Origin of the sequence: Companilactobacillus sp. HBUAS56275, from assembly GCF_036913655.1 — a bacterium.
Taxonomy (GTDB): domain Bacteria; phylum Bacillota; class Bacilli; order Lactobacillales; family Lactobacillaceae; genus Companilactobacillus; species Companilactobacillus pullicola.
In genome coordinates this window covers 43,723-62,288 of record NZ_JAYKKK010000003.1, presented here as the reverse complement: position 1 = coordinate 62,288, position 18,566 = coordinate 43,723, and the positions used below count along the sequence as shown (strand labels likewise).

The window sequence follows — 18,566 nt, the reverse complement described above, 5'->3', positions numbered from 1 at the left end:
ATTTATTTTTCGGATTATTCCAATCCAGTTTGACTTTCACCACTAACAGCACCGTTAGTTAATGTAACTGTTGCATTAGCACCCAAACTTCCTTTAACGCCAGATGTATAGGTAAGAATAGTAATTGTAGTTCCAGCTAATGTGGAAATATTAATACCATTAGGATCTCCAAGAGTATTCTTTACATCATCCTCAGATTGTCCGTTTTGGATTTGACCAAATGAATCCAAGGTGATTTTATTTTTTCTATTAACTTTTAAACTACTAATATGCTTACTAATTGCGTGTCCATTTGAGAAGCCAACTGCTAAAGAACTTCCTAAACCTTTTGACCAGGTATTTAAATCAACAGTTTGTGTTTGTACAGTACTTGTTGAAGTAGAAGATGGTTTGCCTAATTCCTTTTTCAAGTCATCAAGAGAAGTACCGCTATTTTCATCAAGAGTAATCTTATTGAATTGATCTAATGTGATACCAGTTTCTTTCTTTGAAGATGCACTTGAATTACTATTCGAACTATTTCCTGATGAAGAACCACCACCTGAGCATCCCACAGCCGTTGTGGATAATAAAATTGTAATTAATCCTAAAACTACACTTCTTTTCTTCATTTTGAATCTCCTCCTATAACATAAATCCCCAGCTTTTTATGTCTATCAGTATTTGGACATTAAACTACCCAGCAATTATTTTTCTAACTGAATTTTCATATCTTTGAGGGATATTAAATTGTGTTAGGAAAGTCATGGAATTGTTAAATTCAATATCGTTATCTGAACAGTATTTCATTAATAGATTAATAGCAATAAGATTTGCGCTGTTTTCGGATTTCAATCGTGAGATTGTAGATTGATCATATAAATAACAGGAATCACCGTCAATCATATGACCAATCTCATGAGCTATTATCATGGGAACTTCCTCTTGCTTGTACCAATTCGTATTAATAAACATCATGTTACGTTCTGGAATAGCCACGGAGGGCCAGTCTGAATCTAGACCGTTTAGAAATTCAAATCCTATGTGATGATCTAGTGCGTAATTCAATAAATAAGTTGTAACATCGCTCATACATTATTTTCCCCCATCTAAGATACGTCTAATCATTTCTAATTCTTCGGGCGGTATTTCCCTACCACCATAGCTCATAACAGTGTAGTCGTCTTGCATAGCATCTTTGATATCTACTTTCTTAGACTTATTGTTAATATCCGGATCATCCGTTTTACCCAATAGGTAGTCTACAGATACGTGCAAAACATTAGCAACGGCCTTAAGATTATTAATTCCAGGTTCTTTATGTTTCCATGAATATATAGTGTTGGTACCCAAATTAGCCATATCGTTCACTTTTGTAAGGCTAAAACCTCTTTGCTTTGAAATTTTTTTAATTCTATCTAACGTTGTCATAATAGGCTTTCTCCAATATATGACGACTAATAATTAGACTTAGACTAAAAATATACTTGCATTATTTTAGACTTAGTCTTATTATTAATTCATCAAGTAATTGAGCAACAAAAACACACGACCACCGATACAATGCTTTGGCGAGAATTGCGGTAGTAATAGGGTTTAAATTGCTTATTTGATATGCCTTTATATTAGACTCAGTCTAATAATTTGTCAATAACTTGATGAAAAAATAACAGTAAAGGAGGTAGAAAATATGGATATTAGAAAAGCGGTTAAAGGATATCAGAGCAAACAAAAAGGTATCACACGTATGAAGTGGATGCCCTATGCAGCAACGATAATTCCAACTAATACTTCATCATGTTTCATTTTGGTTCCATTTGATGAAGACAATCGGATTGGTCGAAGATGGAACCCAACGATCAATGAACTTAAAGATATTTGAAATAAAAGAACGTACCTACAGCAACCCGGATGGTTCTGTAAGAGTGACTAAAACTCCTAAAGTTACTGGAAAAGGTCAAACATATTTTGTTAATAAATTTTTAAAGGAGATATAGCCTTGGAAAATCATGAGTACGTTTACTTTTATAAGGATGGTAATGACAGAATACCTATTCTTACTGGTGGAACAAGTAGTTTTAGTATGATTTTTTTCATTGATGAGGCAGAAAAAAAATCCTTGTCGAAGCTGTTACCTTCGAACAAGAATCTTTATGTAATGGTTGATGGACATATATTTAAAATACTATAGTCCAAGTTTTTGTTTAGCAATTGCGGTTGCCAAAGCAGTTATTACAGAGAATGAGGCAGTGACACCTTTATCGATGAGTTTTTGTTTGGTTTCTTTCCAAATGGATGGATTTCTTATGGAATTCAAATATTGATTACCATCCCAGGTTAAATTACCTATAAGGATGACATATGGACCCTCACCACTATAGGTCACTTTACCTGTGATGAATCCAGCTTCCTCCATTTTGTCAATTGTAAATGCTAGTTCATTTAAGGAAACATGATTTTCATCAGCAAAATTACGGATTTCCTTATTAGTTGGTCCCTGTAAATGTTCACTTTCTGCACATTCAATTAAAGTTTTTCTAACAAAATCGTAGTCTAGTTCCATTATTATCACCTCGAATATATATGAATTAATCAAATTATAACAATAGAAAGGAGCTGATTACATGCCAGAACAACAATTCGCAAAGGTAGCACATGACATTGAGCGATCAATTAAGATCGCATTGCTTAATCGAGATATGACTCAAAAAGAGTTAGCTGAATTGATTCATGCTAATCCACAACAACTTAACAGGGCCATTAAAGGCGACATGACACCTAAGTCACGCGAATTACGTGAACAAGTTGCACGAGTTTTAAACCTATAAAAAAAGAAGGTAAGAAATAATGAACGATTTAGTAATTATGAAAGATCAACAGGCGGTAACAAGTAGCTTACAAGTTGCAGAAACGTTTAATAAAAATCATAGAGACGTACTTAAGGCTATTGATGAAATGAGGCCAGGGGTTGCGCAAAACTTCGCAGACCTATTCAGTGAAGATACGTATACACATCCTCAAAATAAACAGCAATATCGAATGTATTACATGAATCGTGATGGTTTTACTTTATTAGCTATGGGATTCACGGGTAATGACGCTATGAAATTTAAGCTTCAATATATTAATGCATTTAATAAGTTAGAAGAAGAACATAAGAAAAATCAAATCGATGTTAATAAACTAAGCCCAGAACTAAAAATGTTCAATCAAATTTTCCAAACGGTGGCAGCTAATGAATTAGAAAATAAGAAACTTAACCATAAAGTTGATAATATCGCTGAAATTGTTTCATTAAATACAACCGATTGGCGTAAGACATCTCAATCAATTATTAGAAAGATTGCTTTAGCTCAAGGCGGTTATGGAGCTTACAAAGAAGTTGCTAGTGATGCCTACGCTGAAACTGATAGACGTGCTGGAGCTAATTTGAAAATTCGACTTACAAATTTGAAGAAAAACCGATTAGCAAACGGGATGTCAAGAAGTAAAGTCGATAAGACTAATAGGCTGGATGTAATTGATGGTGACAAGCGACTTAAAGAAATTTATATGTCTGTAGTTAAAGATTTCGCTATTAAAAATAAAGTTTGGGAGAACGAATACTAATGGAATCCACACAAACAAGACAGCCAGGGCTAAACGATGAACAATTTAGCGAGCTAAAGAAAATCGTCGTTCAAGTTGTATCACGTAAATGGCTAAGAACTAAAGACTTACCAGGCTATTTAAATATGGCTGATAGCACAATTAGAGAAGTCTTGCCAGGATTACCATTTCATCTGGTAGGCACAATAAAACTTTATGATCCGAACGAAATTGACGAATACATCAAAAACTTAAATTAAAAAAACTAGCGTGGGAGTATAAATTTTATGAGAAGTATTCCAGTACCAATGATTATATGGCTACCAATCTTAGTCTGGTTCGTGACTTACCAGCTTACTAAGGCTGGTGGATTAAAAAAGTGGCTAAAAAAATATACAGACTTTTATATGTAAGGAGAGATGTTATGAGTGCATTAAAAAAAGCCATCTCATGTGGTGATGAGATAACTTTATTGAATTGTGGAAGATACCAGCCCTATGAACTGGTTAGTAAGTATGGAACTAAGCTAGATTTACCAGATAGCTATACGGTTATTGTTCTGAAGAATAGTCAGGTGGCAAATGACTTGCTTCGGCGGTTTCAATAGCTGTGAAGAAAAATTATATCAGAGGAGGTGTCTTATGAATATTGATGGAACTTTATTTTTACTAATATTAATAATCAATATATTAACGCTAATTACTCTTATTAAAATTAGTAGAAAATGATTTGAATTTTGAAAAACAATTAATATGTTGCTTTGCTGTTACCTTAATTGTACTAGGAAAAGTGTCGACAAAATATGAAAAATATTCTGAGTCGTCAGATTTCAAGTACGTAGATTCGTCGAATGGACAACTTTCATCATTGTTTAAACTATTGGATAAATTCATATTGTTTATCGGCGATGTATAAGGGTTTAGTCCGGGGATAAAATCCTTAGCATGTTCCATTTCCCATTTTTTTGCATTTAGTGAATTCTGATATTTTCTAAACTGTTTAGGGCTGAAACCATTATCTACAATTTTTTTGCCAGCATTATCAAATAAGGTAATATCTGTGATTTTTATTGGCTTGGTAGATATATTCACTATTTCAAATGATATATTGTTGTGTTCACAAATCTGATCAACTTTTAGGTTTATAAGGTCAATTGCGTAGTGATTAAACCGCCAAGTATAAATGTATGAACCAATAGCTACAAGTAATGCAAGTACCCCGATGATGGTATCCCAAGATATTGTGAAATCCATTTTTCACCTCTTTCCGTCAAAAATTATATCAAAGGAGCAAACATATGAATAACAATATTCGAATTAAAACAGATGATGACTACAATCCAATCGGTGATACTGAACCATATGACACTTATGTGGACGATAAATTAACAGGAGATGAACCACGTGGATTCTAAAGAGTTTAGTGAATTACTATCCGAACACAAAAAGATAAATAGAACTATTGAATACACTGAAACCTTAATCGATGAACAAAGACAACTCCAGGCAAATGCTGAGAGTCGAGACGATGAGGAGGCATACAGCAATTGTATTTTAAGACTGCAAGTCACGAACAGCCGTTATAAATCTGAGAATGATGATATTGAAAGCAAGTTAATTAAAGCATTCCAGGAGGCAGCTAATGGCAATAAATAAAGACGTGACAGCGATTGAGAATGCCTTAGATGAGTTCGTTCGAATTGGCGAAGAGATTGGACGAACAACTGAACAAATTGAATCATATGAAGCTGATCACTACGTGGAAAGTATTCAAGGAATTAATAACGAGTCACTTCACTACCATATCGAGCGTTTAAAACATCATAGGGATGACTTGATGATTGATAAGGCTAGAGCTGAAACAGTAGTTAGAGAAGCGTTTGAACACTACTACGCTTGAGAGGAGGGATAGGGATGAACCGAATAAAAGAATTAAGGCTAAACAAGCATTTGACCCTGGATGATATTTCTAAAGAAGTCGGCATAAAGCGTGGAACTTTTAATAATTATGAGAATGGTAATACAGAACCAACTTTAGAAAACTGGTTCAAACTAGCAAGATATTTTTGTGTTTCTCTAGATTACTTAACTGGTTTCAGTGATGAGAGGAGGTGAGAGCATGGTAACAATCAGTGAACACGTCAACAGGGTGATTATGGCTTCAATCCACTACCGAAATAGACAACTACTGTTTCATTGGATTATGTCAGATCGTAATCGTGAGAAATATCATGAAGCTGCTAGAAAATTAGAGCAACAAAAAAACGCCTGTCTGACGGCAATCAGTAAAGGCGCATACATTAACTAGTTATTAGTTAAATTATACCACGAAGGAGTACGAAGCAAAATGGCAACATTATATGAATTAACAGGAAAATACCACCAGTTATTAGATCTCGCAGAAGACACAGACCCAACGCTTTTCAGTGACACGATGGATTCTATTACAGACGCTATCGAGGATAAGGCTGTTGGTTACGCAAAGGTAAGAAAAGAAATTGTTGGAGATATTAACAAAATTGATGATGAATTAAAGATTCTAAAAATTCGAAAGAAATCATTAGTCAGAAGTCAGGAACATCTTGAAACAACATTAGGAAATGCAATGGCAGAGTTAGGAATTGATAAAATTAAAACTCCTTTGGTCACAGTTAAGGTAGCAAAGACCCCTAAATATGATGTCAACGTTAACAAAGATGAGTTACCAGCTTCTTATTATCGTCAAAAGGAAGAACCAGATAAGCCACGCATTAAGGAAGATCTAAAAAATGGCAAAGAAATCAAAGGCGCAACCTTAATTGTTACTCCATCTATGAGGTTTAGCTAAATATGAAAGAAATGTGGAAAACAATCCCAGGATACGAAGGTAGATATGAAGCATCAATATTTGGAATGGTTAGAAGCATTGATCGTATTGTTTTAAAAGGAAGAAAACATGTACCAACTAGAGTGCGAGGGCAAATAATTAGTCCCTATAAACAGTATGATGGTTATTTGAGAGTAGATATGTCTAAGCATGGTATTAGAAGACATGAAAAATTGCATTCAATTATCGCTAGGACATTTATACCAAATCCGGAGCATAAATTAACTGTGAATCATATTGATGAAAATAAATTAAACAATACTATTGAGAATCTTGAGTGGATGACCAATGAAGAAAATGTAAATTATGGGACTCGGATTCAAAGGGTTAAAGAAAAATATGGACATTCTATTATTAGAATTTCTCCATCACATCATATAGAAATTTTTTCAACATTACATGATGCTGAAAATAAGACAGGAATTCATAGACAAAGTATTGCATATGCAATAAAAAACAAAACCTTATTAAAAGGTTATAGATGGGAGCGTGTTTCATAGATTGTTTCAATTAAGAGATTACCAATTAGATGAACTACAAAAAATCTATAACTCATTTGATCATGGACATCGTTCAATAATTGTACAGTCTCCTCCCTAGAACTGGGAAAACAGTTTTAATGGCTGAAATAGCAAGACGGGCAACGGCTAAGGGCAATCGTATTTTGTTCATTGTCCACCGCAAAGAGATCGTTGATCAAGTTGTTTCGACATTTAAAGCACAAGGCGTTGATATGTCGCTTGCAAAAATAGGAATGGTTCAAACAATTACTAGACACGTGGACACATTAGAACCACCAGCAATTATATTTGTCGACGAGGCGCACCATGTGCTTGCTAAGAGCTATAGACGAATACTTGATAACTTTCCTAACGCACTGAAATTATTGTTCACAGCAACGCCATATCGCTTGAATGGAGAAGGGTTTGAAGAAGTAGCAGACGATTTGATATTAGGAAACTCAATAAAACAATTAATTAAGGATAGATTCCTAGCACCAGTTGACTACTACGCGCCAGTCCAATTAGACGTTTCACAACTTAAAACTAAGAGAAATGGTGAGTTTGATGAAAAATCTATTGAGGAAGCATTCAAACCTAAGGTTTATGGCAATGCTGTCAATACGTTTAAGAAGTTAGGTGGAAGCAAACAGGCTATTGCTTATACATACAATGTTGCAAGTGCTGAACGTCTGGCAAGTGAGCTAAATGCTAATGGAGTAGTAGCAAAAGCCGTTAGTGGGAACACTCCTAAAGATGAACGGGATTCAATAATTAATGATTATCGAAATGGAAAGATTCAAGTAGTTACCAACGCTGAACTTTTTACAGAGGGTTTAGACCTACCGAATGTAGATGTAGTAATTATGCTACGTCCTACGCAGTCACTATCACTCTATTTACAGTTCGCTATGCGTTGTATGAACCCACGCATAGGTAAGACAGCAATCATTATTGACCACGTTGGAAATGTTAATAGGTTTGGACTACCGACTGAACCACATCATTGGAAATTAGAAGGAAATAAAAAAGGAAAGTCTGATCACTCCAGGGATGAAATCAAACCGGTAACGACATGTCCTAAATGTTTCGCTACATTCTATCGTAAGGGTGATAAATGCCCGTTCTGTGGAGCTAACTTAGTAGAAGAAAAAGAATTAGAAGTAGTTGAGGACGCCAAGCTTGAAAAGGTTAAAGAAGAACGTCTACGTAAAGTCAAATTAATAATGGAAGATAACGTTATTAATAATGTGGCTGACAAGCGGCCAAATGAATTAAATAACTATGAGGAAATTAAAGCATTTGGCAAGCTTAATCATTACAAACCAGGTTGGGTTTACTTTTATGCAAAGAAAAGAGGATTTATTAAATGAGTATTTTACCAGAGAATAAGCCACACAAACCAATTGATACTCCCCATAATTTCTTTATTTATGGAGCTACCATGTCTGGAAAGAGTTACTTAGCTGAAAGGTTTCCGAGTCCATTATTTCTAAATACAGATGGTAATTCATTGGCTCAATCCGCACCAGCCATTCAAATTAGAAATGTTAAAAACGCTAATGGGCGGGGATTAAAACAAAGTGTTATTAATCAACTAGATGAAATTATAAGAGCATTACAGAACGAAAATCATTCATATAAAACGGTAGTTGTCGATGTTATTGATGATGTCTGTGTGATGTTAGAACAAGCAATATGTGCAGGAGAAGGGGTTCAAACACTTGCTGATATTGGCTATGGAAAAGGCTTTTCAATGTTCAATACAGTTCTTCAAGAACTAGTAATGGATTTAAAGGCATTGCCACTAAATGTGGTGTATATCAGCCGTGCGGTAACTGAGGGAGAAGGTATTCAAGCACACGAAGTACCTAGCCTTAGAACTAAGTATTACAACATTGTAAATGGAAATGCTGACCTAGTAATTTACACACAGCGAATTGGAAAACGCTATATCCGCAAGGTTACTGATAGACGAAAGGAATACATTCGTGAACAAATTAATGATTCTAAAATTTTACATATTTTAGATAATATTCCAGGAGTTTACGACAAGCCTGTCAAAACTTCAATTGAAGAACAAAAAAAAATTATTAAAGAACAAGAAGACAAACAAACTGAGGGAGATAAATAAATATGAGTTTACTAGATGCAAAGAACAATGCTTTAAAAGGATTTGATCCAAAGAAGGACGATCCAAATGCAATGGATCAAATTCCATCTGGAAAATATAAAGTTATTTTTAAAGGACTTGAACACAAAGCATCGGCTAAAGGCTGGGAACATTTAATGATTACGGTTCAAGTTTTAGAAGGAGAACACGCTGGAAAGATGGACTTTAATAGATTTTCACTTGAATCACCAACACCCGATAACATCGTCTCTGCCAGTATTAAATTGATTGCTAAATTAGCAGTGGCTTTGGGGATTACTTTAAAAGATGAAGATTGGACTGACTATGATACTTTGGCTGCCGCTTTCATTGATGGCAAAGGACAAGCAGTCGAAATGGAATTAAGTGTTCGTGAGAATAAGAAAAAACCTGATTTTCCTTATAAGACATACAATTTCAGTGGCATTCCTAATGATCCATTCAATTCAAACAATGCACCAGAAGTTGATGATTTAGAATTACCATTTTAATTAATAATTCAGTGCAGTAACACTTTAAATAATGCCAAATAGGGTGGAATGCCCGATAGGAGGAAGGACATGAAGAATTTAGTTAATTATGCAGTGGCTTACGCTGAAAAAGGCTTGAGCGTCCTTCCTATGTTTGATAAACAGCCATTAATAAAGTTTGCAGATAAACCAGCCTTAACACCTGATGAAGTTCGAAAAGTATGGGAAAAATTTCCATACGCACAGATTGCAATTAGAACAGTAAATATATTTGTAATCGATATTGATACTAAAGAAGCACATGGTCATGACGGTTTTAAGTCAATTGATGAGTATGCACATAAGGATTTGTTGATACCAACACTTGAACAGGAAACTGCTTCAGGTGGTAGACAGATGATTTACTTCAAACGTTCGGATATGGATATGACTCAACACATCGGTTGGATGCCAGGTGTTGACGTTAAAGCTCATGTTAATAATTATTTCATGATTGCACCAAGCGAGCGAAAAGGTAAGCAATACAAATGGCTTAACCATAACCCAATAGTCACTCCTAGCAAGGAATTAATTGAATTAATTAGTAAAAAAACGATTAGTCAGTCTTCATATAATCACAGCAATTATAAATTTAGTGATGAGAAGACAGCCACATCTGAATTGTTTGAATCAATTGTAAATGGATTGGGCGAAACAGGTGGCAGAAACAATGCCTTAGCAAGTTTTGTGGGTGGACTATTGTTCCGTAACGTTGAGGTTAAAACAGCCTATGAACTGGCTAAACAAGCTAATAATAATACACCCAAGTCTTTACCATCTAATGAGTTTGAAAAAACTTTCGAGTCAATGGTTAAAAAAGAAATCAGAAGGAGAGGAGGAAACAAATGAGTTTAGAAGAATCAATGAATATTCTTTCAGAAATGCAAAAAAAAGATAAGCCTAAAAAAATAGTTAATATGCCTATTCCATTTGAATTGAATGCAAAAGATGCTATAAAGACTAACAGCTTAAAAAATATCGGGTTAATCCTTGAAAGAGATCCAATATTAAAGAATGTTTTTGCATTTAATGATTTCACTCATGAAATAGGAGTTGTTAAAGATATTCCTGATTTAAATATAAAAAAAGGTCAAATGTTAGATGATTATGATCCAGCAATTCTAAGGTATGTTGAAGATAAATATGGCGTATTTTTTAATAGAAATTTACTTCAAATGGCAGTTACTAATGATGCACGAAAGAGAGAATATAATCCGGTTACAGATTACTTTGATTTTGTGTATATGAATTGGGACGGTAAAAAACGTGTAGCTGACTTTCTACCCACATTCCTAGGAGCTGAAAAATCAGATATAACAACACTTATAACCAAATTGTTTTTTACAGGAGCTGTTTCTAAAGCTTATGAACCTGATACTAAGTTTGACTTTGTATTAGACCTAGTAGGAGGACAAGGAGCTGGTAAAACAACGTTCTTAATCAAAATGGCTAAAGATTGGTATACAGATCAGTTCTCAGACTTCAAGGATAAGGATAGTTACTCAGTAATGCTCAGAAATTTAATCGTTAATGATGATGAAATGACGGCAACTAATAATAGTAGCTTTGAGAGTTTGAAGAAATTCGTATCAGCACAAGAGTTAGAATTTAGACCACCTTATGGAAAGAAGTCAATTAGATATGATAAGAACTTTGTTTTAGCTAGGACAACTAATGAAATGACTTATTTAAAGGATAGAACTGGTGAACGGAGATTTTTACCTATCAAAGTAGATAGTAGTAAACAGCTTATGAGTCCGTTTACAGACTTAACTGATGAGGTTATTGATCAAATGTGGGGAGAATTTACAAGTTATTATCAACATAGTTTTAGTTTTGGCCTTACTAAAGAACAAGAAAATTTATTAACTGAACATCGTGAAGACTTCATGTATATAGATGAAGTAGAAACGAAAATTGATGAATGCTTAAATGATTGGCCAGATGATTTTATTAGTAGCAGTCAAGTAGCTAAATATTTAGGTGAAGAAAACTTAGTTAAAAATAGAAGATTAGCAAAGAAGATTAAATACGTAATGGATAACAAATTTGGATGGACATACGTTAATCATCCTAAACGAGGTTATAAAAAAGATTAGTACACTGGATTGACACTTTAGGACACTAATATTGGATTTAGTGTCCAAGCTGAACTCTTAGAGCGCCAAAGCTTATATAAATATAAGGACACTAAGTACATTAATAAGTAGTATAGGTTATATATATTATATATATTAGGTATATATAGGGGGTAGCGGGCTTTAGTGTCCTAGTGTAAAAACGAAGCAAATCCGTTGTGGGAGTAAGAGAGTTAGTGTACGGCCTTAGTGTCCCAAGTGTACGGAGAGAAAGGGGAATATACCATGCAGGGCATTAGCAATACTGATTGGAATATGTTAATGAGAAAGATTAATGCAGTAAATAGTAAATACAGAGATGTTGGATACGTACAAGTAAGAGACGATGTTTTTGTAGAACTTGATTTTAACAAAAGTAAAAATTATTTCGGTATCGATATTCTTGGAGGTGTTTACCACGATCACGGTCAGTCAACCGAAAGTGGTGTTTTAGGATATTCACACGGTTATACACCGAATATATTACCAACCGCAATCAAATTGGTTAAGAAATATATTGGTGATAAAGATTTTTACGAAGTATTAAAAAATGAATACAAAACAAACAAGAACTTTTCTAACTATTTTTCCGAGAAAACTGGAATTGATTATCATGATTTGGTGGATTATTGATTTTGAACAAACGAGAGCAAGAAATTCAAAATGATATTCGTGTCGCCGTGAGTTTAGATAATTGCAGAATATTTAGGGCAAATGTCGGTAGTGTGAGATTACCAAACGGTAAGTTTTTTCAAACAGGATTACCAAATGGCTATCCAGATTTACACGGATATAAAATTTCAAACGGTAAGATATTTTACCTTGAGATTAAAACACCAACAGGTAGACCACGACCAGACCAAATACAATTTCATAATCAATTGATGTCTGATCATATCATTCACGGTATAGCACGAAGTCCAGAAGAAGCATTAAAAATTATTGATGAGGAGCTGGTTGGTTATGGATTCAAATCATAATGAGTGTGGAGGAAAAAGAAAATGACTAATTCAGTAATAAATACAGTACTAGACATCGAAGCCGAATATGGAACAGTACTCAAGTGTCCGATTAATGATAGCCGTTTAGTAGCAATCAGAAAATCCTTAAATGATGGGAAGGATCCTATTGAAAAAAGGCCTCCCGTTGGGATTGATTTAAAAATCGCGCAGAAGCTTTTAAATTCAAAACTGACTAAGCAAGAAATTGCCGACATTTTAGAAATTAAAGAATACAGGCTGCAAGGATACATCAGGGACGGATATCTTGATGATACTATCTGGCACACCTTCGATTCTAAGAGAAATAAAAGTAGGAATTCTAAATACAGAATGTTCAAAAACGGTGATTACATCGGGGTGGGAACAATCAAAGAACTTGCTGAATTAACACACAAAACAGCCCAAGCAATTAGATACTATCATACTGAAAGATACAAGCTTAGAAAACACACAGACCGCTTTAGACTTGTGAAGGTTGAGTAACATGGATGAATGATTAAATATCCCAATAGATGACGGGGTCAATGATCCATTGGATAAAATATTAGATAAATGGTTGAATAGTAGGTCAAGTGAAATGAGACTTATAAAATTGGAGGATAAAGATATGAGAATTTTAGAAGGATATAGCAAGGCAGAACAAAAGGAATTAGAATATGCTAAAGACAATGGTTTCTTATCAGCTATTACCCTAATTCGTGGTATTAGTAATGGTGATTGCCATTGTCATGAATTGTCTAAAAAATATTGCCGTGAAGATATTAATGACAACAATCAATTGGCTAAGGACATTGTAGATTTCTACTGTGGTAATGCTAAGTTTCCTGAGCAGAAATATTATGTACAACTGATTAAAAATAATAATAGTAGTTATCTAAACAAATGTTCGCCTAATGGTTTCTATATGCCAGACAGTTGCAGACAAGACAAACTGACGCAAACACAATTTACTGAACAAGAAATTAAAGATATTGACCCAAGATATATGGCATTTGCTGTCCCAGTGGAGGAAGACAATGAATAAAGTAGGGGAATAAAAAAATGTGGGTTAGCAAACATACAGAAGATTTTCCAAAATCGCCATTTGAAGATAAGCCAAGTATTAATGATGAAACAAAAAAAGTAGTATTTCAAATTGAATTTAAAGATTTAACGTTGGAACTTCGCAAACTTGACGATCCTCATATAACTTTTTATAGAAGCACTGGAATAATTGAGGTTGAAACAAATAAAAGAAATTTCATTTTTAATTTAAACAGTATTTTATTCATAAAGTATGATCCAGAAGAATGTGTTATTTACTATGAATAGGGAAGGGTGAGCATTATTAGATCAGGAACTAAGAAACGTATCGAAGAAATCTTACGTGACTATCCTAAAATGGATAGATATATCAGTGATCGAAAACAAGAACTAATGTATCCGATTCAAGAAGTTGATGAAAATGTAGGAGGTGGCAAAAGTTCTAAAGTCTCACGCCCACAAGAAACATATGTGGTGACACTTGACCAAGACATGAGATTAAGAATGTTAGAACGTCAAAAAAGTGCAGTGACAGACTGTTATTTAGCTACCGATAAAGATACCAGGACTATCATTGATGAACTATACTTTAAGGAACATCCAACGTATACAATCAGTGGCTTATCAACTCAGCATAAGATTAATGTTTCAATTGCGACTGCTAAGCGTATGCGTACTAAATTCCTATTAGATTTGTCGCAAAGACTAGGAATGTTCGAACCATAATATCGTAATATTGAGCTTTTATTGAGCTTTTTAACGGTACTTTTAGTGGTAAATTAGTAGTATAGATGATTGGCAGAGATACTAACTATCTAAATAAAACAAAAATTGTTTCCCTCAAACTATATTTTTAAATAGCGTTGTGGCGCTGTTTAATCGACATTACGGAGAGTATGGAAAGCTCTCTGTATTCTGTAAGAACGCATGGGCGAATTGGTAGAGATCAAATAATACAGAACGATACTAATAAATTATACCGTTGCTCACACCGATGTTAGGTTCGATTCCTATTTCTTGCATTGTGGAAATAGCAGTTTCCACATTAAAAGCATACTTAAAGTCCTCCTTTCTAATTTAAAATTTATTATTAAGACTGGTTAATTCCAGTCTTATGCTTCGATAGCTCAACGGTAGAGCATTTGGCTGTTAACCAAAAGGTTGTAGGTTCAAACCCTATTCGGAGCTTTGATTGCCAAAGAGCAATCATAAAATTAAAAGAAAGAGCTTTTATTTCTTTTTGATTTGTAAATACAACAACGGTAGTGTGGTGAATCCTTAAGTGGGTTTAGTTCTTTAAGTAGGACGGGTGAAATCGTAGGTTCGAATCCTACGCACACTATAAGGTGGGGAATGGCACTGAGCCTATAAAATGGCAAAGAGGTTTTCGTAGTAGATAGCTACTACTGGGGTGCTAACGGCAGTGTGAGCAGAGGTAGCGTTGATATACTAGTCAATTTCATTTGTGGGTCCGATTCCCACTCACACTATTAATTTGAGATCAGTCTAAGGACTGGTCTTTTTATTTTGGAGGAAAAGAATATGTTTAAACTATTTAGATATTTAGTTAATAACTATATTGAAATGTCTAAAGATAGTGATAAGTGGATGTCTGATAGTGAACGTGATAGACAAGCCATGAAAGAAGATTATGAAAAAATGAAACAAGATAATGAACGGTGGTTTGGTAAATTATGAAAATGATACACACATCATACGGTTATATGACTTCAATAGAAGCAAGCATCATTGGCCGTATTAATAAGCAAGCTAAAAAGAGGGACAAACATATGAAGTCAATTGGAGTGGCAGTTTGACAGGATAGTTAGCTTTAGTTATAGCTATGTTACGAGAGATTCAAAAAAGCATAGGCAAGAACGAGATGAATGTGAATTACTACTCATCTCAAAGCGGAGTGGTAATGTACAAAGGATGGAAGTTAAATGAATAACAACAGCTCGCGCTTTCTCCAACTACTCACTCTCATCCTCGTGGTGGCTAGCAGTATTAGTAATCATCAGCTTATAGATTTATCGGTTGGAAGGTTGGTATCTCATTAGTTTCCTTAGCTAAGAAAGCTGGTTCGATTCCAGCAACCGAAATAGATTGGAGGTGTGTCATATGAATAGATTCCAGAAGAAACACATCAAGGAATACCTTGATGATAATAAGATGAGCTTAGATGAGATACAACAAGCGTTCTTAGATTCGTTCACGATGAACCAGGTATCTAACGAAGAGGCTGCCGCATTGTTCGTATCATTGATTCGCAACATGATGGTGATGCCACACAACGCACAACAGTTAAAGGACTTGGGTATTGATCCTACTAAGCTGAGCATTGATACAGCTACAGAGCTAATCAACGTGTGGGCAAAGCAATACGTCAAGGACATGCCTAAGGATAGTGATAAGTAATCATGAATCTAATGACTGATAGCATGTTGCATAAGCTAAGAGATTGGATAGCTAATGATGGTGTGATTAAGTTCTATCACACGAATGAATGGCGTAAGGTCAGAGCCAAGCGACTCAAGCTAGACCACTACGAGTGTCAGGTATGCAAGGCACAAGGCAAGCATACTCACGCTACTACTGTGCACCACATCAAACATGTTAGAGACTATCCAATGCAAGCATTAAATTTAAATAATACTGAGACTATATGCAGGGTACACCATAATACGGAACATCCAGAAAAGCTGGAACAATTTCATAAAGATAAATTCGAAAACAAAGAACGCTGGTGAGCAATCCCCCCCGGTCAAACCAAATGGACAATCCCTTAGGGAACCGAACAACGGGGAAGGATGAAGACTCAACAAAAATATCAATTCTTACATGAGAGGGGGTTTTACAAAAATATGGCAAGAAAGAAGACGATAACAGCCAAGAACCTAAAGGAATCACTATTAAAGCAATTGAAGACCATGGGTGCCGATACACCGCAATTTGAAGATTTAGTTAACGATTATGTGAGTTTTTATGAAATTAAGAACAAACTAATTCTTGATATTGCGGATCGTGGCGTAAGTATTGAGTGGCGAAACGGTGAGAAGTCTCACGGATACAAGAAGAATGATTCTATCGCTGAATTAGTTAAAGTTAACGCTCAAATGCTTAAGATTCTGCAACAGTTGCATATTGAAACGATTGAAGGTGAAGTTGAAGACGATGACGATTTCTAAAGTTAAATATCATCCAGCAATTGATGAGTATATGAATGGTGTTTTATCTGGGAAAATCATCGCTTGCAACGAACAAGTTCAATTGATGCACTTTCTAATCGATAAGTTAAACGATCCGCACGCCGTATTAAGAACCGACTTAATAGATGAGGCTTTGGAAAATATCCAAAAGCACTTCGTGTGGAAGTTGCTACCCTGGGAGAAATTCATCCTGGCTTTTGTCCATGGAGCCTTCTACGACGATGGCAGTTTGATGTTTGACGAGTTCTTAGTTCTCTTAGGTCGTGGAGGTGGTAAGACTGGTTTCATGTCAGCTGAAGAGTGGCTACTAGCTAGTAAACAAGGAATCAGAGATTATGATATTGATATTGTAGCCACATCAGAAGAGCAAGCCACTACTTCATTCAACGAAATTCACGATTTACTTGATAGTAAAGAGAAATATTATAAGAAATACTTTCAATGGACTAAGAAATTGATTCGATACAAGAAAACTAATTCTAAAATTAGATACCGCACAAGCAATGCCAACACAAAAGATGGTGGCAGACCTGGTGCAGTATTTTTCGATGAAATTCACGCTTACAAGAACGAAGAAACTATTAACGTATTCACATCTGGATTAGGTAAGAAACCACTCCCAAGACGTTTCTACATGACCACAGACGGATATAATCGTGAGGGTTTCTTGGATAATCTAAAAGAGGAAAGCAAGATGGTACTTGCTGGCGAGAGACCTAAGCGCCGAATGTTTCCATTTATTTGTAAGTTGGATAGTCCCAATGAGTGGGAAGACGAGCAAATGTGGGAGAAAGCTAATCCATCATTGATTTATTTTCCAAATTTAAGACATGAAATGGAATCAGAGTTTGAGAAGGCACACGATCGTGACCAAGCACGTATTGAATTCATGACCAAACGAATGAACATTCCGGCAACTAAAGCACAATCACCAGTTGCAAAATGGGAAGATATCAAGGCTACTAACCAACCCACTCCCTCGCTACTTGGTAGAAGCTGCGTGGTCGGAATTGATTTCTCGGACACAATGGACTTTTGTGGAATTGGATTATTGTTCAAAATCGATGATAAATATTATTGGAAACATCATTCGCTCATCAATTACAAAGCGTTGCAACATAGAAAGTACAAAGTTCCTTTAGATGTCGCGAAAGAACGCGGATTAATTAAAATTATCGACGATGAAACCAACCAACCTAAATATGTTGTTGATTGGATTCTAGAACAAGCCAAGAAATACGACATTAAAGGCGTTGCAGCCGATACTTTTAGACGTAATTACCTGGAACAGGAATTCAAAAATAACGGTTTTGATGACTTGCTACAAGCTAGAACGGGTATCAAGACACATACAGAACTAGAGAATACCATCGATGATTTATTCGCCTATCACAAGCTCGTATATACAGACGATGATTTCATGATGCGTTGGTATACAAATAACGTTTATAAAGATCGTGATGAGCGTGGGAATATTGAATACAAAAAAATTGAGCCTAAGTTGCGAAAGACTGATGGCTTTTTTGCTTTCCTGAATGCTTTCCAATTTAGAGAATTGCTAGATATTCCAGTTGCGACATATCACAGAACTTTGAGAACACACACTTACTAGAAAGGAGGTGA

Annotated in this window: 34 protein-coding genes, 1 tRNA gene and 1 pseudogene; 31 read left to right on the top strand and 5 right to left on the bottom strand. The window is 35.1% G+C overall.

The features are described 5' to 3' along the window. Positions 1-14 precede the first annotated feature (14 nt). The 3 genes from U8526_RS06835 to U8526_RS06825 form a co-directional block, all read right to left on the bottom strand. The gene (locus U8526_RS06835) at positions 15-611 is read right to left on the bottom strand and encodes a DUF3862 domain-containing protein (protein ID WP_334341212.1); all 597 of its coding nucleotides are present in this window, start codon (positions 609-611) and stop codon (positions 15-17) included. Positions 612-675: 64 nt separating this feature from the next. Then, entirely contained in the window at positions 676-1,071 is a 396-nt protein-coding gene (locus U8526_RS06830; protein WP_334341211.1) for an ImmA/IrrE family metallo-endopeptidase, read from the bottom strand. A 3-nt stretch (positions 1,072-1,074) separates the two neighbouring features. Continuing rightward, positions 1,075-1,410 carry a helix-turn-helix domain-containing protein gene (locus tag U8526_RS06825; protein ID WP_334341210.1) on the bottom strand — a complete coding sequence of 112 codons (336 nt, stop codon included), beginning with the start codon at positions 1,408-1,410 and terminating at the stop codon, positions 1,075-1,077. Between the two features lie 259 nt (positions 1,411-1,669). Between U8526_RS06825 and U8526_RS06820 the strand changes: the two genes are divergently transcribed. The 3 genes and pseudogenes from U8526_RS06820 to U8526_RS06810 all read left to right on the top strand — a co-directional run bounded on the left by U8526_RS06820 (position 1,670) and on the right by U8526_RS06810 (position 2,170). After that, positions 1,670-1,861 carry a DUF2829 domain-containing protein gene (locus U8526_RS06820; RefSeq protein ID WP_334341209.1) on the top strand — a complete coding sequence of 64 codons (192 nt, stop codon included), beginning with the start codon at positions 1,670-1,672 and terminating at the stop codon, positions 1,859-1,861. Continuing rightward, positions 1,830-1,976: pseudogene (locus U8526_RS06815) on the top strand (phage antirepressor KilAC domain-containing protein); the annotation flags it as partial. The gene U8526_RS06820 and the pseudogene U8526_RS06815, both read left to right, overlap by 32 nt. 2 nt (positions 1,977-1,978) lie before the next feature. Then, the gene (locus tag U8526_RS06810) at positions 1,979-2,170 is read left to right on the top strand and encodes a hypothetical protein (RefSeq protein WP_334341208.1); all 192 of its coding nucleotides are present in this window, start codon (positions 1,979-1,981) and stop codon (positions 2,168-2,170) included. Here U8526_RS06810 and U8526_RS06805 read toward each other — a convergent pair. Further along, complete coding sequence (locus U8526_RS06805; protein ID WP_271794014.1) at positions 2,165-2,542, bottom strand: DUF2513 domain-containing protein; 378 nt, start codon at positions 2,540-2,542, stop codon at positions 2,165-2,167. The genes U8526_RS06810 and U8526_RS06805 overlap by 6 nt on opposite strands. 61 nt (positions 2,543-2,603) lie before the next feature. Between U8526_RS06805 and U8526_RS06800 the strand changes: the two genes are divergently transcribed. From U8526_RS06800 to U8526_RS06780, 5 genes are read left to right on the top strand one after another with little or no spacing between them, the layout of a single operon-like run. Continuing rightward, a complete protein-coding gene (locus tag U8526_RS06800) occupies positions 2,604-2,807 on the top strand; it encodes a helix-turn-helix domain-containing protein (RefSeq protein WP_054642070.1) in 204 nt (67 codons plus the stop codon). Positions 2,808-2,826: 19 nt separating this feature from the next. After that, positions 2,827-3,588, top strand: a complete 762-nt coding sequence (locus U8526_RS06795; RefSeq protein ID WP_334341207.1) for a Rha family transcriptional regulator — start codon at positions 2,827-2,829, stop codon at positions 3,586-3,588. After that, positions 3,588-3,827, top strand: coding sequence for a hypothetical protein (locus U8526_RS06790; protein WP_135371635.1), 240 nt, complete (start codon positions 3,588-3,590; stop codon positions 3,825-3,827). The genes U8526_RS06795 and U8526_RS06790 overlap by 1 nt, the downstream gene beginning before the upstream one ends. Positions 3,828-3,854: 27 nt before the next feature. After that, complete coding sequence (locus tag U8526_RS06785) at positions 3,855-3,980, top strand: hypothetical protein (protein ID WP_274596047.1); 126 nt, start codon at positions 3,855-3,857, stop codon at positions 3,978-3,980. Between the two features lie 11 nt (positions 3,981-3,991). Then, on the top strand, positions 3,992-4,174 hold the full coding sequence (locus U8526_RS06780) for a hypothetical protein (protein WP_334341206.1): 183 nt from the start codon (positions 3,992-3,994) through the stop codon (positions 4,172-4,174). Positions 4,175-4,262: 88 nt separating this feature from the next. Here the strand turns inward: U8526_RS06780 and U8526_RS06775 are convergent, their stop codons facing one another. After that, positions 4,263-4,820, bottom strand: a complete 558-nt coding sequence (locus U8526_RS06775; RefSeq protein WP_334341205.1) for a hypothetical protein — start codon at positions 4,818-4,820, stop codon at positions 4,263-4,265. 150 nt (positions 4,821-4,970) lie between these two features. Here U8526_RS06775 and U8526_RS06770 point away from each other — a divergent pair, with 150 nt between their 5' ends. The 23 genes from U8526_RS06770 to U8526_RS06660 all read left to right on the top strand — a co-directional run bounded on the left by U8526_RS06770 (position 4,971) and on the right by U8526_RS06660 (position 18,555). Continuing rightward, positions 4,971-5,222, top strand: a complete 252-nt coding sequence (locus U8526_RS06770; protein WP_334341204.1) for a hypothetical protein — start codon at positions 4,971-4,973, stop codon at positions 5,220-5,222. Further along, complete coding sequence (locus U8526_RS06765; protein WP_334341203.1) at positions 5,209-5,466, top strand: hypothetical protein; 258 nt, start codon at positions 5,209-5,211, stop codon at positions 5,464-5,466. Before U8526_RS06770 ends, U8526_RS06765 begins: the two co-directional genes overlap by 14 nt. A 14-nt stretch (positions 5,467-5,480) precedes the next feature. Then, entirely contained in the window at positions 5,481-5,681 is a 201-nt protein-coding gene (locus tag U8526_RS06760) for a helix-turn-helix domain-containing protein (RefSeq protein ID WP_334341202.1), read from the top strand. Positions 5,682-5,685: 4 nt separating this feature from the next. Then, complete coding sequence (locus U8526_RS06755; protein ID WP_334341201.1) at positions 5,686-5,874, top strand: hypothetical protein; 189 nt, start codon at positions 5,686-5,688, stop codon at positions 5,872-5,874. A 39-nt stretch (positions 5,875-5,913) separates the two neighbouring features. Further along, complete coding sequence (locus U8526_RS06750; RefSeq protein ID WP_334341200.1) at positions 5,914-6,393, top strand: siphovirus Gp157 family protein; 480 nt, start codon at positions 5,914-5,916, stop codon at positions 6,391-6,393. A 2-nt stretch (positions 6,394-6,395) separates the two neighbouring features. Next, positions 6,396-6,932, top strand: coding sequence for an NUMOD4 domain-containing protein (locus U8526_RS06745; protein WP_334341199.1), 537 nt, complete (start codon positions 6,396-6,398; stop codon positions 6,930-6,932). A gap of 119 nt (positions 6,933-7,051) precedes the next feature. Further along, the gene (locus U8526_RS06740) at positions 7,052-8,305 is read left to right on the top strand and encodes a DEAD/DEAH box helicase (RefSeq protein WP_334341198.1); all 1,254 of its coding nucleotides are present in this window, start codon (positions 7,052-7,054) and stop codon (positions 8,303-8,305) included. Continuing rightward, positions 8,302-9,066 (top strand): AAA family ATPase, encoded by a 765-nt coding sequence (locus U8526_RS06735; protein WP_120142942.1) that lies wholly within the window; start codon positions 8,302-8,304, stop codon positions 9,064-9,066. Before U8526_RS06740 ends, U8526_RS06735 begins: the two co-directional genes overlap by 4 nt. Before the next feature lie 2 nt (positions 9,067-9,068). Beyond that, positions 9,069-9,575 carry a DUF669 domain-containing protein gene (locus U8526_RS06730; RefSeq protein ID WP_334341197.1) on the top strand — a complete coding sequence of 169 codons (507 nt, stop codon included), beginning with the start codon at positions 9,069-9,071 and terminating at the stop codon, positions 9,573-9,575. A gap of 69 nt (positions 9,576-9,644) precedes the next feature. Beyond that, complete coding sequence (locus U8526_RS06725; protein ID WP_334341196.1) at positions 9,645-10,442, top strand: bifunctional DNA primase/polymerase; 798 nt, start codon at positions 9,645-9,647, stop codon at positions 10,440-10,442. After that, positions 10,439-11,692 (top strand): virulence-associated E family protein, encoded by a 1,254-nt coding sequence (locus U8526_RS06720; RefSeq protein ID WP_334341195.1) that lies wholly within the window; start codon positions 10,439-10,441, stop codon positions 11,690-11,692. The genes U8526_RS06725 and U8526_RS06720 overlap by 4 nt, the downstream gene beginning before the upstream one ends. Before the next feature lie 264 nt (positions 11,693-11,956). Beyond that, positions 11,957-12,343 carry a hypothetical protein gene (locus U8526_RS06715; RefSeq protein ID WP_334341194.1) on the top strand — a complete coding sequence of 129 codons (387 nt, stop codon included), beginning with the start codon at positions 11,957-11,959 and terminating at the stop codon, positions 12,341-12,343. A gap of 2 nt (positions 12,344-12,345) precedes the next feature. Further along, positions 12,346-12,690, top strand: coding sequence for a VRR-NUC domain-containing protein (locus U8526_RS06710; RefSeq protein WP_442886215.1), 345 nt, complete (start codon positions 12,346-12,348; stop codon positions 12,688-12,690). Between the two features lie 21 nt (positions 12,691-12,711). Further along, positions 12,712-13,194 (top strand): hypothetical protein, encoded by a 483-nt coding sequence (locus U8526_RS06705; protein ID WP_334341192.1) that lies wholly within the window; start codon positions 12,712-12,714, stop codon positions 13,192-13,194. Between the two features lie 124 nt (positions 13,195-13,318). Then, positions 13,319-13,735 (top strand): DUF1642 domain-containing protein, encoded by a 417-nt coding sequence (locus tag U8526_RS06700; protein ID WP_334341191.1) that lies wholly within the window; start codon positions 13,319-13,321, stop codon positions 13,733-13,735. 17 nt (positions 13,736-13,752) lie between these two features. Next, positions 13,753-14,022 (top strand): hypothetical protein, encoded by a 270-nt coding sequence (locus tag U8526_RS06695; protein WP_334341190.1) that lies wholly within the window; start codon positions 13,753-13,755, stop codon positions 14,020-14,022. A 6-nt stretch (positions 14,023-14,028) separates the two neighbouring features. Beyond that, a complete protein-coding gene (locus tag U8526_RS06690) occupies positions 14,029-14,460 on the top strand; it encodes a transcriptional regulator (protein ID WP_334341189.1) in 432 nt (143 codons plus the stop codon). A 390-nt stretch (positions 14,461-14,850) separates the two neighbouring features. Further along, a tRNA-Asn gene (locus U8526_RS06685) sits at positions 14,851-14,922 on the top strand. A gap of 354 nt (positions 14,923-15,276) precedes the next feature. Further along, a complete protein-coding gene (locus tag U8526_RS06680; RefSeq protein WP_334341188.1) occupies positions 15,277-15,432 on the top strand; it encodes a hypothetical protein in 156 nt (51 codons plus the stop codon). A gap of 423 nt (positions 15,433-15,855) precedes the next feature. Continuing rightward, entirely contained in the window at positions 15,856-16,152 is a 297-nt protein-coding gene (locus tag U8526_RS06675; protein ID WP_334341187.1) for a hypothetical protein, read from the top strand. A 2-nt stretch (positions 16,153-16,154) separates the two neighbouring features. Then, positions 16,155-16,484: an HNH endonuclease gene (locus tag U8526_RS06670; protein WP_334341186.1), complete on the top strand. Its 330-nt coding sequence runs from the start codon at positions 16,155-16,157 to the stop codon at positions 16,482-16,484. A gap of 114 nt (positions 16,485-16,598) precedes the next feature. Beyond that, positions 16,599-16,922, top strand: coding sequence for a P27 family phage terminase small subunit (locus tag U8526_RS06665; RefSeq protein ID WP_334341185.1), 324 nt, complete (start codon positions 16,599-16,601; stop codon positions 16,920-16,922). After that, positions 16,909-18,555 (top strand): terminase TerL endonuclease subunit, encoded by a 1,647-nt coding sequence (locus tag U8526_RS06660; RefSeq protein ID WP_334341184.1) that lies wholly within the window; start codon positions 16,909-16,911, stop codon positions 18,553-18,555. The genes U8526_RS06665 and U8526_RS06660 overlap by 14 nt, the downstream gene beginning before the upstream one ends. Positions 18,556-18,566 lie beyond the last annotated feature (11 nt).